The 16705-nt window shown below is 73.3% G+C and carries 12 protein-coding genes; 5 read left to right on the forward strand and 7 right to left on the reverse strand.

Annotation, left to right across the window (positions count from 1 at the left end):
• Positions 1-12: 12 nt before the first annotated feature.
• Entirely contained in the window at positions 13-4521 is a 4509-nt protein-coding gene (locus tag AB0I11_RS22160; RefSeq protein WP_357323476.1) for a HAMP domain-containing protein, read from the reverse strand.
• Between the two features lie 362 nt (positions 4522-4883).
• A complete protein-coding gene (locus AB0I11_RS22165; RefSeq protein WP_357323479.1) occupies positions 4884-5693 on the reverse strand; it encodes a SigB/SigF/SigG family RNA polymerase sigma factor in 810 nt (269 codons plus the stop codon).
• Positions 5694-6065: 372 nt separating this feature from the next.
• Here AB0I11_RS22165 and AB0I11_RS22170 point away from each other — a divergent pair, with 372 nt between their 5' ends.
• Complete coding sequence (locus AB0I11_RS22170) at positions 6066-7538, forward strand: cellulase family glycosylhydrolase (RefSeq protein ID WP_357323481.1); 1473 nt, start codon at positions 6066-6068, stop codon at positions 7536-7538.
• 45 nt (positions 7539-7583) lie between these two features.
• Here the strand turns inward: AB0I11_RS22170 and AB0I11_RS22175 are convergent, their stop codons facing one another.
• Positions 7584-8486: a diiron oxygenase gene (locus AB0I11_RS22175; protein ID WP_357323484.1), complete on the reverse strand. Its 903-nt coding sequence runs from the start codon at positions 8484-8486 to the stop codon at positions 7584-7586.
• Positions 8487-8534: 48 nt separating this feature from the next.
• Between AB0I11_RS22175 and AB0I11_RS22180 the strand changes: the two genes are divergently transcribed.
• From AB0I11_RS22180 to AB0I11_RS22195, 4 genes are all read left to right on the forward strand, one after another.
• Positions 8535-9239: a TetR family transcriptional regulator gene (locus tag AB0I11_RS22180; RefSeq protein WP_046563947.1), complete on the forward strand. Its 705-nt coding sequence runs from the start codon at positions 8535-8537 to the stop codon at positions 9237-9239.
• Positions 9236-9511 carry a DUF4873 domain-containing protein gene (locus AB0I11_RS22185; protein ID WP_046563948.1) on the forward strand — a complete coding sequence of 92 codons (276 nt, stop codon included), beginning with the start codon at positions 9236-9238 and terminating at the stop codon, positions 9509-9511. The genes AB0I11_RS22180 and AB0I11_RS22185 overlap by 4 nt, the downstream gene beginning before the upstream one ends.
• A gap of 20 nt (positions 9512-9531) precedes the next feature.
• A complete protein-coding gene (locus tag AB0I11_RS22190) occupies positions 9532-10173 on the forward strand; it encodes a YdcF family protein (RefSeq protein WP_357323489.1) in 642 nt (213 codons plus the stop codon).
• A gap of 244 nt (positions 10174-10417) precedes the next feature.
• Positions 10418-11218 (forward strand): glycosyltransferase family 2 protein, encoded by an 801-nt coding sequence (locus AB0I11_RS22195; RefSeq protein ID WP_357323492.1) that lies wholly within the window; start codon positions 10418-10420, stop codon positions 11216-11218.
• Here AB0I11_RS22195 and AB0I11_RS22200 read toward each other — a convergent pair.
• The 4 genes from AB0I11_RS22200 to AB0I11_RS22215 form a co-directional block, all read right to left on the reverse strand.
• Positions 11205-13781, reverse strand: coding sequence for a discoidin domain-containing protein (locus AB0I11_RS22200; RefSeq protein WP_357323495.1), 2577 nt, complete (start codon positions 13779-13781; stop codon positions 11205-11207). The two genes, AB0I11_RS22195 and AB0I11_RS22200, sit on opposite strands and share 14 nt — an antisense overlap.
• A 184-nt stretch (positions 13782-13965) precedes the next feature.
• Positions 13966-14262 (reverse strand): hypothetical protein, encoded by a 297-nt coding sequence (locus AB0I11_RS22205; RefSeq protein ID WP_357323498.1) that lies wholly within the window; start codon positions 14260-14262, stop codon positions 13966-13968.
• 14 nt (positions 14263-14276) lie between these two features.
• Positions 14277-14399 carry a 50S ribosomal protein L36 gene (locus tag AB0I11_RS22210; protein WP_357323501.1) on the reverse strand — a complete coding sequence of 41 codons (123 nt, stop codon included), beginning with the start codon at positions 14397-14399 and terminating at the stop codon, positions 14277-14279.
• 33 nt (positions 14400-14432) lie between these two features.
• Positions 14433-16532: a transporter substrate-binding domain-containing protein gene (locus AB0I11_RS22215; RefSeq protein ID WP_357323504.1), complete on the reverse strand. Its 2100-nt coding sequence runs from the start codon at positions 16530-16532 to the stop codon at positions 14433-14435.
• Positions 16533-16705: the final 173 nt, after the last annotated feature.

Here is a 16705-nt window from a genome sequence, read left to right on the forward strand (position 1 = left end):
GCCGGATCCGGGTCAGCTGGTCAGCCAGCGGTGGATGCAGGTGAGCAGGTCCTCCGCGTCGACCGGCTTGGTGACGTAGTCGCTGGCGCCCGAGGAGATGCTCTTCTCCCGGTCCCCGCGCATCGCCTTCGCGGTGACCGCGATGATCGGCAGGTCGGCGTAGCGGGGCATGGCGCGGATCGCGGCGGTGGCCGCGTACCCGTCCATCTCGGGCATCATCACGTCCATCAGCACCAGGTCGATGTCGTCGTGCCGCATCAGCGTCTCGACGCCCTTACGGCCGTTCTCCGCGTAGACCACGTCCATGCCGTGCAGCTCCAGGATGTTGGTCAGGGCGAAGACGTTGCGCGCGTCGTCGTCCACCACCAGCACCTTGCGGCCGCTCAGCTCCCGGACGACCGGGTCGGCAATCGGGCTGCGGTCGCCGGCCGGGGACGGGAACGACGGCACCCGCTCCGGGGCGTCCGCGGTCAGGTGCAGCACGATGCGCTCCCGCAGCTCGTCCAGGCTGCCGAGAAGCTCCAGCGGGCGGTCCGCAGCCATCCCCTGGAGCAGGGTGTCCTGCCCGCCCACGAGCGGCTGCCCGTGGTACGCCAGCACCGGCAGGCCGCGCAGGCCGGGGTGCTCGTGCAGCGCCTTGAGCAGGGCCGTGCCGTATTCGTCGGCCGGGTCGAGCTGCACCACGAGCAGGTGGTGGCGGTGCCGGGCGAGCATGCCGACCGCCGACTCGACGTCCACCGCGGTGGTCACCTCGACCGGGCCGCCGGTCTCCGCGGCCACGCCGCGGGCCAGCAGGGTGAGCAGTCCCTTCTCGTGCGATTCGAGCACCAGCACCCGTCGCTGCTGCTGCGCCACCCAGCGCTGGGCGTCCACCGCCATGGCAGCCTCGCTGACCGGGGCCGGGCTGCTGACGCCCTCGGCCGGCAGCGGGCCAGTGACCGTGCTGGGCAGGTAGAGCGTGAAGGTGCTGCCCTGGCCCAGGACGCTCGCCGCGGTGATCTGCCCGCCGAGCAGCCGGGCGATCTCCCGGCTGATGGACAGCCCCAGGCCGGTGCCGCCGTAGCGCCGGCTGGTGGTGCCGTCGGCCTGCTGGAACGCGTCGAAGATGGCGGTCAGGTGCTGCTCGGCGATGCCGATGCCGGTGTCGATGACCCGGAACGCGATGACCGTCTCCGCCGGTGGCATCTCCGCCGGCAGCTCCTCGGGCCGGGCCCGTTCGATGCGCAGCTGCACCCGCCCCTGCTCGGTGAACTTGACCGCGTTGGAGACCAGGTTGCGCAGCACCTGCCGCAGCCGCTGCTCGTCGGTGTGCAGCCGGTCCGGCACGTCCGCGCCGGTGATCAGGTCCAGCTCCAGGCCGCGCGGCGTGGTGAGTGGGCGGAACGTGGCGTCGACGTAGTCGCGCAGCGTGGACAGCTCGAACGTCTCCAGGTTGATGTCCATCTTGCCGGCCTCGACCTTGGACAGGTCGAGGATGTCGTTGATGAGCTGGAGCAGGTCGGCGCCGGCCGAGTGGATGACGGTGGCGTACTCGACCTGCTTCGGAGTGAGGTTGCGGTTGGGGTTCTGCGCCAGCAACTGCGCGAGGATGAGCAGCGAGTTCAACGGGGTACGCAGCTCGTGGCTCATGTTGGCGAGGAACTCGGACTTGTACTTGGAGGCGAGCGCGAGCTGCTGGGCCCGGGCCTCCAGCTCCTGGCGGGCCTGCTCGATCTCGGAGTTCTTCGTCTCGATGTCGTGGTTCTGCCGGGCCAGCAGCGCGGCCTTCTCCTCCAGCTCGGCGTTGGAACGCTGAAGTTCCTCCGAGCGGGCCTGCAACTCCTCGGAGCGGGTCCGCAGCTCGGCGGCGAGCCGCTGCGACTCGGTGAGCAGCACGTCGGTCCGCGCGTTGGCCACGATGGTGTTGACGTTGACGCCGATGGTCTCGGTGAGCTGCTCGAGGAAGTCCCGCTGGATCTCGGTGAACCGGCCCATCCCGGCCAGCTCGACGACGCCGAGCACCTGGTCCTCGAAGAGGATCGGCAGCACCATCAGGTGCAGCGGCGCGGCGGCGCCCAGGCTGGACGAGACCGTGACGTAGTCGGCCGGCACCGCGTCGACCACGATGGCCCGCTTGCTCAGGGCGGCCTGGCCGACCAGGGAGTCGCCGAGGGCGAACCGGCGGCGGGTGGCGTCGTGGCCGTACCCGCCGACCACCCGCAGCCCTCGGCCGTCGGGGCCGTCGTCGACCAGCAGGAACGTGCCGAGCTGCGCGGAGACCAGCGGGGCCAGCTCGTTCATCACCAGCCCGGCGACCACCTCCAGGTCCCGATGGCCCTGCATCAGGCCGGAGATGCGGGCCAGGTTGGTCTTGAGCCAGTCCTGTTCCTGGTTGGTCCGGGTGGTCTCGCGCAGCGACTCCACCATCGAGTTGATGTTGTCCTTCAGCTCGGCGACCTCGCCGGAGGCGTCCACGGTGATCGAGCGGGTCAGGTCGCCGGTGGCAACCGCGCTGGTCACCTCGGCGATGGCGCGCACCTGGCGGGTGAGGTTGCCGGCCAGCTCGTTGACGTTCTCGGTCAACCGCTTCCAGGTGCCGGAGACGCCCTCGACCTCGGCCTGACCGCCGAGGCGCCCCTCGCTGCCGACCTCCCGGGCCACCCGGGTCACCTCGGCGGCGAAGCTGGAGAGCTGGTCGACCATCGTGTTGATGGTGGTCTTGAGTTCCAGGATCTCGCCGCGCGCGTCGACGTCGATCTTCTTGGTCAGGTCGCCCTGCGCCACCGCGGTGGTCACCTGGGCGATGTTGCGCACCTGGCCGGTGAGGTTGTTCGCCATGGAGTTGACGTTGTCGGTCAGGTCCTTCCAGGTGCCGGCCACGTTGGGCACCCGGGCCTGGCCGCCGAGCCGGCCCTCGGTGCCCACCTCCCGGGCCACCCGGGTCACCTCGTCGGCGAACGCGCCGAGCGTGCCGACCATGGTGTTGATGGTCTGGGCGAGCACGGCGACCTCGCCCTTGGCCTCGACGGTGATCTGCCGGCTCAGGTCGCCCTGGGCCACGGCGGTGGCGACCAACGCGATGGACCGCACCTGGTTGGTGAGGTTGTTCGCCATCTCGTTGACGTTGTCGGTCAGGTCCTTCCAGGTGCCGGCCACGTTGGAGACCCGGGCCTGGCCGCCGAGCCGGCCCTCGGTGCCCACCTCCCGCGCCACCCGGGTCACCTCGTCGGCGAACGCGGAGAGCTGGTCGACCATCGTGTTGATGGTCTCCTTCAGGGCGAGGATCTCGCCGCGGGCATCCACCCGGATCTTCTGGGTGAGGTCGCCCTTCGCGACCGCGGTGGTGACCTCGGCGATGCTGCGTACCTGGGCGGTGAGGTTGTCCGCCATGACGTTCACCGACTCGGTCAGGTCCTTCCAGGTGCCGGAGACGCCCTTCACGTCGGCCTGGCCGCCGAGCCGGCCCTCGGTGCCGACCTCGCGGGCCACCCGGGTCACCTCGTCGGCGAACGACGAGAGCTGGTCCACCATCGTGTTGATGGTGCTCTTCAGCTCCAGGATCTCGCCGTGCGCGGTCACGGTGATCTTCTGCGACAGGTCACCCCGGGCCACCGCGGTGGCCACCTGGGCGATGCTGCGGACCTGGTCGGTGAGGTTGCCCGCCATCGAGTTCACCGAGTCGGTCAGGTCACGCCAGGTGCCGGCGACCCCACTGACCTGCGCCTGACCGCCGAGCCGGCCGTCGGTGCCGACCTCGCGGGCCACCCGGGTCACCTCGTCGGCGAACGACGACAGCTGGTCCACCATCGTGTTGATGGTGCTCTTGAGTTCGAGGATCTCGCCCCGGGCGTCGACCGTGATCTTCTGCGACAGGTCACCCCGCGCCACCGCGGTGGTCACCTGGGCGATGTTGCGGACCTGGCTGGTCAGGTTGCCGGCCATGAAGTTCACCGAGTCGGTGAGGTCACGCCAGGTGCCGGCCACGCCCGGCACCTCGGCCTGGCCGCCGAGCCGGCCCTCGCTGCCGACCTCGCGGGCCACCCGGGTCACCTCGTCGGCGAACGACGACAGCTGGTCCACCATCGTGTTGATGGTGACCTTCAGCTCCAGGATCTCCCCGCGCACGTCGACGGTGATCTTCTGCGACAGGTCACCCCGGGCCACCGCGGTGGCCACCTCGGCGATGTCGCGGACCTGGTCGGTCAGGTTGCCGGCCATGGCGTTCACCGAGTCGGTCAGGTCCTTCCAGGTGCCCGACACGCCCGGCACGTCCGCCTGGCCGCCGAGCTGACCCTCGGTGCCCACCTCCCGGGCCACCCGGGTCACCTCGGAGGTGAACAGGGAGAGCTGGTCCACCATCCCGTTGAAGACGGTGGCGATCTCGCCCAGCAGCCCGTCGGCGTCCTCCGGCAGCCGGGTGCCGAAGTCGCCGTCCCGTACCGCGGTGAGCCCGGCCAGCAGTTGGCGCAGGCCCGGATCGGCCACCGGCGCCCCGGTCGTCGGAGCCGCTTCGCGTCGCCGCGGGATCGTCTGGTCGACCACCACTACCGCCTTCGAAACTGACAGCCGAGCGGCGGATGGCCCCCGGCAATGATTGCATCCGCGCAAGTATGCACAAGCCCGCCCCGGCCCGCTGGACGGCGGGGCGGGTGCAGCCGGAAGCCAGGCCGGTCAGCCGGGCGGGTGGGCCGGTGGGCCCGGGCGCCGGGCGGGTGGGCCGGTGGGCCGGGCGGGGAGGCCGCTGCGCCGCGCGCCGGGCGGGTAGCCGGTGGGCCGTCGGGCGGGTGGACAGAAACGCACCGCCACCGGAGGGAGCCGGTGGCGGTGCGTGGGGCCCGGGGCGAGGCGGTAGCGCTCGCCGGACCGGAAGGCGGGTGCCGGGCGGCTGGTCCGCCCGGGGTGGATCAGGCCTCGGTGAGCTGGCCGCGCAGCTTGGTCAGCGCGCGGGCGAGCAGCCGGGAGACGTGCATCTGGGACACGCCGACCCGGGCGGCGATCTCGCTCTGGGTCAGGTTGCCGTAGAAGCGCAGGGTGAGGATCTTCTGCTCGCGCTCGTCGAGGGTGGCCAGCGCGGGGCCGAGCGAGGCGCGCAGCTCGGCCAGCTCGTACTCGTTGTCCTCGGCGCCCAGGGTGTCGCCCAGCTCGGTGGCGCTGTCGCCGTCGCCGATCGGGGTGGAGAGCGAGACGGCGTTGTAGGCGCGGGCGCCCTCCAGGCCCTCGAGCACCTCTTCCTCGGTGATGTCGAGGTGGGCGGCGATGTCGGCGACGGTCGGGGCCCGGTTGAGGGTCTGGGTGAGGGTGCCGTTCGCCTCGGAGATGCGCAGCCGCAGTTCCTGGAGGCGGCGCGGGACCCGGATGTTCCAGGTGCGGTCGCGGAAGTGCCGCTTGATCTCGCCGAGGATGGTCGGGATGGCGAAGCCGGCGAAGTCCACGCCCCGGGAGGCGTCGAACCGGTCCACCGCCTTGATCAGCCCGAGGGCGGCGGTCTGGGCCAGGTCGCCGGTCGGCTCGCCCCGGCCGCTGTAGCGGGCGGCGAGGTGGTTGGCCAGCGGCAGCCACGCCTCGATGACCTGGTTGCGCAGCGCCGGCCGCTCCGGGTGTCCCTCGGGCAGCGCGGCCAGGGCCGCGATCAGCTCGCTGGCGCGGGTCTCCTCGCCGGTCACCGCCGCACGGTGCGCCTCGGTGGTCGTCGGCGCGATGGTCGTCGTGGTCATGCTGCCCTTCCTGTCCGAGGAGAACTGGTGCTCCCCAAGCACCGGTCGTGCCAGTCACCCTAGACCAAAGGTTGCGGCCTTATCAACCGAACGGCCGATGGATGTATCGCCCAGACGTATGCATTACGGACGAGAAACCGCAAGACCGGGACGGTACGCCGCCCGTGAGCGTGGACACCACCCGCCCCGCCGCCGGGCTCGGCCGGGACCACGCCACCAGGCGGCGGCCCGGCGGACATCGACGAGCTTGCACCGCGCGGCGCACCCCTCTATCGTCGTGGGAGCGCTCCCGAGGCTGCCGCCGTTCCGACTCACCGGGCGAGTTCGCGACGGGCACCGTCCACTCCCCACCCCGCAGATGGGACGACCCGCATGTCCTCGATTCCGCGCCCGCCCCGGCGCACCCTTCTCGTGAGCGGCGCCGTCGGCGCGCTCGCCCTGGCCGCGACCGCCGTGCTGCCGATGACCACCGCCGCGGCGGCGACCGGCTGCGCCGTCACCTACACCACCAACTCCTGGCCGGGCGGCTTCACCGCCAACCTCACCATCCAGAACCTGGGCGACCCGGTGAGCGCCTGGGCCCTGGGTTTCACCTTCCCCGACTCGGGCCAGCGCGTCACGCAGGGCTGGTCGGCGACCTGGCAGCAGAGCGGCAGCGCGGTCACCGCGCAGAACATGAGCTACAACGGCGCGCTCGGCAGCGGGGCGAGCACCACGATCGGCTTCAACGGCGCGTGGACCACCGCGAACCCGGCGCCCACCGCGTTCACCCTCAACGGCACGACCTGCACCGGCGGGATCAGCCCCACCACCGCTCCGCCGACCACCCTGCCGCCGACCACTCCGCCGCCCACGACTCCCCCGCCGACCACCCCGCCGCCGACCACTCCCCCGCCACCGACCGGCACCACGCCGGTGGCGATCAACGGCCAGCTCCGGGTCTGCGGGGTCAGCCTCTGCAACCAGTACGGCCGGCCGATCCAGTTGCGCGGCATGAGCACCCACGGGTTGCAGTGGTTCGCGAACTGCTACAACGACGCCTCGCTCGACGCGCTCGCCAACGACTGGCAGGCCGACCTGCTGCGCATCTCGATGTACGTGCAGGAGAAGGGCTACGAGACCAACCCGGCCGGCTTCACCAGCCAGGTCAACACGCTGGTGGACAAGGCGGAGGCGCGCGGCCTGTACGCGCTGATCGACTTCCACACGCTGACCCCCGGCGACCCGATGTACAACCTGGACCGGGCCAAGACCTTCTTCGCCGCGGTGTCGGCCCGCAACGCCGCCAAGAAGAACGTGATCTACGAGATCACCAACGAGCCGAACGGCGTGAGCTGGTCCACCATCAAGAACTACGCCGAGCAGGTCATCCCGGTGATCCGGGCCAACGACCCGGACGCCGTGGTCATCGTCGGCACCCGAGGCTGGTCGTCGCTGGGCGTCTCCGAGGGCGGCAACTCCGACGAGATCGTCAACAACCCGGTCCGGGCCGACAACATCATGTACACGTTCCACTTCTACGCGGCGTCGCACCAGGACACCTACCGCAACGAGCTGCAGCGGGCGGCCTCCCGGCTGCCGCTGTTCGTGACCGAGTTCGGCACGGTCACCTACACCGGTGACGGCGCGGTCGACGCCGCCAGCAGCACCACCTGGCTCGACCTGCTCGACCGCCTGAAGATCAGCTATGCGAACTGGACGTACTCCGACGCCGGCGAGGGCAGCGCCGCGTTCCGGCCGGGCACCTGCAACGGCGGCAGCTACGCCGGCACCGCGGTGCTCACCGACTCGGGGAACTTCATGCGCAACCGCATCCGTACCCCGGACAGCTTCCCCACCTCCTGACGGCCGCGACCGGCGGCGGCGCCTCGGGGTCGCCGCCGGTCGCCCTCAGCCCTCGATCAGGCCGGCGCGGCGCCAGAGCAGTCGGCCCGGGCCGGCCACCAGGCCCAGCTCGGTGAGGTGGTCGGCGATCCGCTGCGCGGACCAGCGCAGCGTCGCCTGCCAGTGCGGGTTCGCGCGGGCCGCGGCCCGGCCGACCTCGGGCGCGATGCCGACCGCCGCGTACGCCTGGGGGTGGACCAGGCGGCGGGTGATGGAGTACGCGGCCCGACCGATCACCAGCCGCGCGTAGCCGAGCGTGACCGGGCCGGCGGACTCGACCTGGCGGGCCAGCTCGTCCCGGGCGAAGCGGACGTGGCGGGCCTCCTCGACCACGTGGATCCGGGACACCATCCGGATCAGCGGCTGCAACGACTCGTCGGCCATGATCTCCCGCTGGAAGGCGTCGAGGATCTCCTCGGCGATGAGGATGGCCGCGTACATCTGCGGCCCGGTCGCGGTGGCCTTGAGCCAGCGGCCGAGCGCGTGGTCCACCCGGTCGGCCCGGTAGACCGGGCAGCCAGTCGCCTCGATGAGCCGGCCGAACATGATGGAGTGCCGGCACTCGTCGGCGACCTCGGTGAGCGCGTACTGGGCGTGCCGGCTGGTCGGGTCGGCGTCGTAGTAGTGCCGGATCAGCATCTGCATGAGGATCGTCTCGAACCACAGCCCGGCGCTGGCCGCGCTGGCCACCTCGTGCTTGGTCAGCTCGATGCGCTGTGCCTCGCTGAGCCCCTCCCACAGGGCCGTGCCGTAGAGGCTGCTGCGCTGCGGCGGCAGCCAGTACGCGTCGGGCCGGGGTGGCGCCGTCCAGTCGATGTCGACGGTGGGGTCGTAGCTGGTGCGCACCGAGGCGGCGAGCAGCCGGGTGGCGACGGCCTCGCGCGGGAAGCCGGTCGACGTGCCCTCCATGACCCCTCCCCATTGACGTAACTTCGGGTAACTGTTACGAGTGGTAGCATGCGACCCACCTCCACTGATGTCAATGCCCCGGACCCCGGCGGGGAGCCCCGCGCCGGGCGGCGGGACCGCTGGGCCGGCCACCGCGAGCAGCGGCGGCAGGAGCTGATCGGGGCCGCCGTGCAGGCGCTGCTCCGCCACGGCCCACAGGTCGACATGGACCAGGTGGCCGCCACCGCCGGCGTCACCAAGCCGGTCCTCTACCGGTACTTCGCGGACAAGGCGCAGCTCTGGCTCGCGGTCAGCGAGGTGGTGGCGACCCGCGTCGTGGACAGCATCGCCCCCGCCATCGAGCAGGTCCGCGAGGAGCGCGCGCTGGTCGAGGCGACCATCGACGCGTACCTGCGGGTGATCGAGTCCGAGCCGACGCTCTACCGGTTCCTCATGCACCAGGCCGGCCACCCCGGCATCCACCAGGTGGTCGCCGGCACCAGCCGCCAGGTCGCCGCCGGGCTGGCCCGGGCCATCGGGGACCGGCTGCGCGCGCTCGGCCTGGACGCCGGCCCCGCGGAGCCGTGGGCGTACGGGCTGGTCGGCTTCGTGCAGGCGGTCGGCGACTGGTGGACCACGCACGGCCAGCCGATCCGCCGGGAGGCCCTCACCGACTACCTGACCACCCTGCTCTGGAGCGGCATCGAGGGGGTGCGGCGCGGCGCCGACCTGCCCGCCGAACTGGCCCGCGCCCACGAACCGGTCGACCGGTGAGCTACCACGGCCCGGCGTGGGTCGCCGACACCGCGGTACGGCTGCACGCGGCCGCCCGCTGGGAACCGGTCGACGGCCGCTACCACTGGGCCGGGCGGATCGAACCGGACCCCCGGATGGTCCGGCTGCTCCGCTCCGGCCGCCGCGACGTGCCGGTACGCGTCGGCGAGCGGGTCTGCCGGGCCCGGCTGGCCGAGGTCGACCCGTGGGGCGGCGTGCGGATCACCGGGGTCGGCGAGCCACCCTGGCCACCCGAGGCGGACGAGGACTGAGCCGCACGTACGGTGGGGGGATGACCTCACCGACCGCCACGGTGCTGCTGGTCTTCGGCTGCGGCGTGGTGGCGGACGGCCACGGTCACCGGCTGACCGCCGAGGGCGAGGCGCGCACCCGGGCGGCCGTCGCGTACGTCACGGCGCACGCCGCCGAGTTCCGCCGCGCCGCCCTGCCCCGCGTCGTCTTCACCGGCGGGTGGCCACTGGGCATCCCCGAAGCGGCCTGCCCGCCGGCCGGGTGCCGCGAGGCCGACCTCATGCTGGCCCGGGCCCGCGCCGCCGGCCTGGACCGGTACGCCGACCTGCACGCCGAGACCCGCTCGCGGACCACCCTGCAGAACCTGGTCCACACCGTCGAGGACGGCCTGCTCGCCGGGCACGAGTTCGACCCGGCGCGCCCCCTCGGCCTCGTGTCGCACCCCTGGCACCTGCCCCGGATCCGGTTCCTCGCCGGCAAGGCGCTGCGCCTGTCCGGCGCGGCGCTGCTGGAGGTCGCGGCGGCGGACACCGCCACCGGTCGGGCCCGGCGTCGCGAGCGGGTGATCCGGGCCGCCGCCCGGCTCGGCTACCTCGGCGTGCACACCCCGGCCGGGTTGCTGCGCCGGGAGCGCGGCATCGCCCGCTCCGCGCGGCTGCTCAGCGGCTGGACCCGGCGGTAGCGCCCCGGCCCGCCGCCGGTCGCCGGCCGGGTGAGCGGTCAGCTCGACAGGCGGCGGCCCGGTGTGTCGCCCCTGCGGGCGGTCGACGGCGTGGCGGCTTCGGACGAGGCGAGACCTCGCGGCGGGCGCCCGCGCGCCGCGGTGATTGGCCGCCCGGCGCTCCGGGTAGGACGGACGTCGATCGGTGGAGCTGATCCACGACGGCGGCCGGGGCCGCCGGAGCGTTCGACGCGCGGGAGGTTCGGTGATCGTTCTGGTGCCGGTGTACCAGCCGGGCAAGGATCTGCTGCGTCTGGTCGACGACCTGGCCGACGCCGGCCGGGACGGGCATCCGGTCGTCGTGGACGACGGCAGCGGCCCGGGCGCGACGGCTGTGCTCGCGGCGGCCCGCGAGCGGGGCTGCACCGTGCTGCGCCGCCGGGTCAACCGGGGCAAGGGCGTGGTGCTCAAGACCGGCTTCCGGTACGTGGCCAGCCACCACCCGGGCCGCGACGTGGTGTGCGTGGACGCCGACGGGCAGCACCGGGCCGGCGACGTCAGGCTCGTCGCGCAGCGGATGCGGGACACCGGCGCGCTGACGCTCGGCGTGCGCCGCTTCGCCGGCGAGGTGCCGCTGCGCAGCCGGTTCGGCAACGCGGTCACCCGGGAGGCGTTCCACCTGGCCACCGGCTGCCCGCTGCGGGACACCCAGACCGGGCTGCGGGCGTACCCGGCGCGGCTGCTCGACCGGCTCGCCGCGATCCCGGGCAGCCGCTTCGAGTACGAGATGAACGTCCTGCTGCACGCGGTCCGCGACGGGTGGCCGATCGAACAGGTGGAGATTCCCACCCGCTACCGGGGCGGCAACTCCGCCTCGCACTTCTCCGCCCTGGTCGACTCCGCCCGGATCTACGCGGCGCTGGCCGGCTTCGCGGCGACCAGGCCGCTGGCCGGTGCCCGGTCGTCCGGCCCCGCGACCGACGCGACTGGAGGCCCGTCCGGTCGGACAGCGCGGGTGGCGGCGCGCGGGACGCGCCGCCACCCGGACCGGGTCACGGATAGCTGACCAGGTTCACCGGCACCGTGGCGGTGCCCTGCGCGGTGCCGCCGGTGTCGTTGATGACGTGCGTGATCGAACCGTTGCCGCCGAGCGAGACGGTCAGCAGGTCGTGGAAGCGGACGCCGGCCGCGGTCGGCGCCTCGAACCCGTGGTACGCGGCGATGGTGGGATCGACGTTGAAGTAGCAGTAGCTGCCCATCCCCCAGCCCTCGAACGCGGTGACCGGGTTGGCCACCTTGAACGCCGCGTAGCCGACCATCGAGCCGTTCATCCAGGCCGACGCGCTCGGCGGGTCGTACGGCAGCTCGTTCTGGAAGAAGATGGTCCGGCCGTTGTTGCCGTTCCAGATCACCTCGTACCGCTGGTAGTGCTCGACGAAGAGGCCGAGCGCGGTGACGTAGTTGCCGTTGACGATCAGGCCGGTGTCGGCGGTGTTCACCGTCCAGCCGACGCCGCTGCCGTGGTCGGCCCGCCAGGCCCAGATGTGGTCGATCAGGGCGTCGTGCTGGTTCACCACCAGGCTGGTGGTGGCCTTGCCGGGGCCCGCGCCGCCGATCCGGAAGAAGACGTCCTGGATCGAGGTCGGGTTGGCGTTGTGCCGGGCGGTCGCGCCGGCCGGCCCGACCTGGAGCAGCACCGGGGAGTTGACCGGGCCGGCGTCGAAGAGCAGGCCGGCCAGCCGCACCCCGTCGACGTCGGCGACCGACATGGCGGTGACCCCGTTCTGCGGGATCAGCGTCGCGAAGCCCAGACCGAGCACCACGGTGCCCGGACGGGTCACCGCGATCGTCTCGGTCACCGGGTAGACGCCCGGCGTGAACAGCAGGTTCAGGCCCTGGGCCAGGGCCGCGTTGATGGTCGCGGTGGAGTCGCCGGGGCGGGCGACGTAGAACTGGCTCAGCGGGATCGAGGTGCCCGGGGTCGCGCCGCCCAGCCAGGAGGCGCCGGCGGCGTTGGTCCGGGTGGACGGGACGAAGACCTGGTAGGCGCCGGCCCCGTCGAGGTACAGGTACGGGATGTCCCGGCTGACCGGGGTCTGGGCGAGGGTGGTGTACGCCGGGTTCGGGAAGCTGGTGGCCGGCGCGCCGACCACCCCGGAGTTGGTCATGTTCCAGACCGCGTTGAGGTAGCCGCCCACGTTGCTGTCCCGGGTGTACCACTGCTGCTGGGAGTAGGGCTGCACGACGCCGGTGACCCGGCTGTCGGCGATGTAGCCGCCGCTGGCCCAGCCGTAGCCGTTCGGGGCGAGGTTGAGGTCGCCCTGGATGTCCATCCGGCGGAACGGCGCGGCCTGGGAGACCGCCCAGCGGGTGAACCCGGCGGACGGGAAGACCTCCAGGTTGGCCGCCGAGCGCCAGAAGTTCTGGGTGGCGTTGCCGTTGAACCAGCCCGCGTCGACCGTGATGTCGCCGTGGATGCGGACGTCGTCGGGGTTCCGGCCCAGGCCCATGATCGAGGTGTAGAAGCCGATCTGCGCGTTGATCCCGGAGTAGTCGCCGGGCTTGAACATCAGCGCGTACCGCTGGGTGCCGAACTGGTTGGACTCCTGGGTGCGGAAGACCGCGTCGAGCTGGCCCTGGATGGTGGCGGCGGACATCGACGGGTCGAAGGTGATGACGTTGGGTCCGAGCGACCCGCCGCCGGGGATGGTCCCCCCTCCGGAGGTGTGCACGGCGAACTCCCACAGCGAGTAGCCCCAGGCGGTCGCCCGGGCGGTGCCGTACATCCGCACGTACCGGCCGCTGCCGGTGACGGTCAGGGTGTCGGTGCCGCCGTCGCCGGTGGTGGTGGCGTAGACGGTGGTCCAGGCGGCGCCGTCGGTCGAGGTCTGGATCTGGTACGCCCGGCCGTACGCCGCCTCCCAGGTCAGCACGACCTGGCAGAGGGTCCGCACGCTCCCCAGGTCGACCTGGAGCCACTGCGGGTCGGCGGCGGCGCTGGACCAGCGGGTGCCGGTGCTGCCGTCGACCGCCGCACTGGCGGGTGTGCCGGCGTTCTCGGTGGAGGAGGCGGTGGCGGGGCGGCCCTGGGCGGCGTTGCCGGTGGTGTCGCAGCCGCTGCCGCCGCCGGTGCTGCCGTAGACCTGGAACTCCCAGAGCGAGTAGCCGTAGGCGGTGGCCCGGGCGGTGCCGTACATCCGCACGTACCGGCCGGTGCCGCTGACGGTGAGGTCGTCGGTGCCGCCGTCACCGCTGGTGGTGGCGTAGACGGTGGTCCAGGCGGCGCCGTCGGTCGAGGTCTGGATCTGGTACGCCCGGCCGTACGCCGCCTCCCAGGTCAGCACGACCCGGGAGATGGTGGCGGCGGCGCCCAGGTCGACCTGGAGCCACTGTGGATCGGCGAAGGCGCTGGACCAGCGGGTGCCCGCGTTGCCGTCGGTCGCGTTGGTCGCGGGGTTGCCGGCGTTCTCCACCGACGAGGCGCTCGTCGGGCGGCCCTGCGACAGCAGCGGGTCGGCCGCGCGGGCGGGGGTCGGTGCGAGCAGTCCGGCCGCCGTGAGCAGGGCAGTCAGGGCGGTGAGCAGGCGGTGGGCGCGGGGGCGGGGTGGGCGGGGTGGGACCGGTGACATGGGTCTCTCCGGGACGGGTGGGGAGCCGGGACGGCGGGCGGGGCCCGCGTCGGGTGACCCGCCCGTTCGGGTGGAGGGTTCCCCGGCCGGTGACGCATGTCAATGAAACCGCCGGTCCCGACGGCCTTTTTTCGCGGCTTGTGAAAAGTCCGGAACGAAGCCCGCGGCCGGCTTCGGCACGCGATCAGGTGGCGGCGTCCCAGACCTGCGCCTCGAACTCCCGCAACCGCTCCCGGAGCCCTTCCGGACGGGTGGTCCGGTACGGGTGGTGCGCGGCCGGGATGACCCGCACCATCTCGTCGACCATCTCCTGTGGATCGTCCTGGTGCGCCAGGTAGTGGCTCAGGTCCGGGCGGTCCAGCAGCGCGCTCGACCCGTCCCAGATCTCCGCCCCGGCGATCACGTGGTGCCCCGCCCGGGCCAGCCCGAGCGCGGCGCCCCGCCCCAGGCCGCTGCCCGCGCCGGTGATCAGGATGTCCACCGCCCCGCCCGCCGTCAGCCCTGCCGGGACTTCTGCCGGGGATCGGCCTTGTTGATCACGAAGAGCTTGCCGCGCCGGCGGACCACGATCGAGCCGACCTTCCGCTTCAGTCCGCGCAGGGAGCTTCGTACCTTCATCGCAGACTCACCCCGTTCCGGCTGGACTCTCGGCTACCCGCCTGGCCTACCCGTCGGGGCCGGCGTCATGCCTGCGCCCTCGTCCGGTGCCGGGGTCCGGCCGACCACGCAGCGCGGGTCCTGCAACGCGGCCGGCCGTTGCCGGCGGGCGAGGGCCTTGAGCAGCGACTCGCGTACCGACAGCCCGGCCAGGGCCGCCGAGTCGCCGGGCAGGTCGGTGAAGCTGGGACAGGAGATCCGGGACACGATGTCGGCGTTGGGCAGGATCTCCACACCGCCCAGGTCGGACAGGATCGTGGTGGTCTCCCCGTCCACCGAGACCACGTACCCGCGCACCTGACGGACCGCGGTGCCGCCGGTGGCGGTGTCCGGGTCGACGGCGGGAGCGCCGGTCGGTGTGGGTGCCACCGGGCGGGCGACCTGGATCGCGGTGGACGGCAGGATCGGGGTGGTCACCACCGCGTACAGCACGCCGGCGGCGAGCACCGCGGCCAGCGCGCCGCCGGCCCGCACGAAGGTGGCCACGGCGGCGCGGTGCACGGTCCCCGCGCCGGCCAGCAGCAGCGCCGGCACCGGCCAGCCGGCGATCAGCACCAGCGCCGCCTCGCCCTCCCGCCACGCCGCCTCGGCGATCGCGACGGCCGGCACAGCCAGCAGCAGCGCCGCCAGCGGCGTGCGCCACCGGCTGGCGGCGGCCGGCCGCACGGCGAGGTACAGCGCGAACCCCCACGCCGGCAGGAGCACCAGGGGCGTGCTGAGCGCCGCGGTGAGCACGCTCAGGCCGATCGCCCACGGGGGCGTACGCGCCGTCCACCGGGCCACCGGATGCCGCCGGCACAGCGCACGCCGGTCCGCGGCGTCGGTGGCGCTGGCCAGCACGACCGCGCCGACGGTGCAGACCATGGCCGGCACAGCGAAGAAGATCCACACCACCGAGAGGCTCACCGTGGCCAGGAAGGTGATCGGGTTCACGCTGTCGGCCAGCATCAGCGTGAACTGCCGGTCGCCGCCGGACTGGATCCACAGGTACAGCGCGGACACCGCCACCGGCACGCCCAGCAGCAGGGACCAGGCCGGCGAGCGGTCGACCCCGGTGGTGCCGGCCGGGTGCTCCGGCGGGTCCGCGACCGGGCGCCTCGGCGGCCACGGCCGGCGGGGCGGCGCGGCCCCGCGGCGCCGGCGCGCCGGGCGCCGTCGCGCCGGTGTGCTGGCGGCGGGCGCGAGGACGGGCAGCACCGCCGCGCCGGCCACCGGCTCGCCGTCGTCGGCGCCGCGCAGCAACGTCCCTTCCGGACGTGGCTGGCCCCGGGTGTAACCGGCCGGTACGAGGGTGCGGTCCGCGACCCGTTGCCAGGCGCCGGCCTCCCCCTTGCCGTAGCTGGCCAGCAGGAAGGAGTCGACGAGCGCCCGGAGGTAGCGGTCGCCGGGGGTGACCCCGATCCCGTAGCGCTGCTCCGGCAGCCCGCCGCCGAGCGGGAAGACGTGCAGCGCCCCGCCGGCGGCATGGGCCTGACCACGCAGGGTGATCTCGTCGCCGACGGTGGCGTCGACCCGGCCGGCGCGCACGTCGTCCACGCAGTCGCGCTGGCCGCGCCGGTGGGTCAGGGTCACCCGGCGGCCGGTGAGCAGGTCGTCCACCGTGGAACCCTCGACCGTGCAGACCCGGGCGCCGGCCAGCCGGCCCGACCAGGAGCGCTGGGCGAGCGCGACGATGTCGCCGGTCAGGTACGGGCCGGCGAAGTCGATGCTCCGGCGCCGCTCCGCGGTCATCAGCAGGCCGGCGAACACGACGTCGACCCGGCGCTCGACCAGCGCGCGCAGCCGCTCCTGCGGGGCCAGCGCCACGTAGACCGGCCGGATGCCCAGGGACCGGGCCAGGGCGGCGGCCAGTTCGACGTCGAAGCCGACCCGCCGACCGCGGGAGTCGACGCTGCCGAGCAGCGGCTGGTCGCCGAACACCCCGACCCGCAGGTCGCGGTGGGCCACCGGGGTGCGGCTGAGGAAGTCCGCCACGGTGGCGCTCCGCTGGCCGCCGAGGCTGAGCGCCAGCACCGAGGCGGCGACCAGGGCGAGGCTGACGAAGAGGCTCCAGCCCCGGGCGGTGGGGCGGAGCTGGCGAGTGGTGAGCACCATGGTCCATCCGGCTCGTCGGCGACGATGCCCGAGCCCGCCGACCACCGCCGGTGAGCGGGGGACGACCGTCGGTCAGCACCACCGATGAGCTGATCAGGCCCGCGGTGGCCGGCGCATCCGCCACACCGGCAGGCCGGGTGTCACCAACCCGACGGTCGCCGGGCGCCCGCGCG

This window comes from Micromonospora sp. NPDC050495, assembly GCF_040655175.1.
GTDB lineage: Bacteria > Actinomycetota > Actinomycetes > Mycobacteriales > Micromonosporaceae > Micromonospora.

Excerpts from the sequence above, each read along its gene's own strand:
- AB0I11_RS22165 (WP_357323479.1), bottom strand. The coding sequence starts at position 5,693 with ATGACCACGACGACCATCGCGCCGACGACCACCGAGGCGCACCGTGCG.
- AB0I11_RS22170 (WP_357323481.1), top strand. The coding sequence starts at position 6,066 with ATGTCCTCGATTCCGCGCCCGCCCCGGCGCACCCTTCTCGTGAGCGGC.
- AB0I11_RS22175 (WP_357323484.1), bottom strand. The coding sequence starts at position 8,486 with ATGGAGGGCACGTCGACCGGCTTCCCGCGCGAGGCCGTCGCCACCCGG.
- AB0I11_RS22180 (WP_046563947.1), top strand. The coding sequence starts at position 8,535 with ATGCGACCCACCTCCACTGATGTCAATGCCCCGGACCCCGGCGGGGAG.
- AB0I11_RS22190 (WP_357323489.1), top strand. The coding sequence starts at position 9,532 with ATGACCTCACCGACCGCCACGGTGCTGCTGGTCTTCGGCTGCGGCGTG.
- AB0I11_RS22200 (WP_357323495.1), bottom strand. The coding sequence starts at position 13,781 with ATGTCACCGGTCCCACCCCGCCCACCCCGCCCCCGCGCCCACCGCCTG.
- AB0I11_RS22210 (WP_357323501.1), bottom strand. The coding sequence starts at position 14,399 with ATGAAGGTACGAAGCTCCCTGCGCGGACTGAAGCGGAAGGTCGGCTCG.
- AB0I11_RS22215 (WP_357323504.1), bottom strand. The coding sequence starts at position 16,532 with ATGGTGCTCACCACTCGCCAGCTCCGCCCCACCGCCCGGGGCTGGAGC.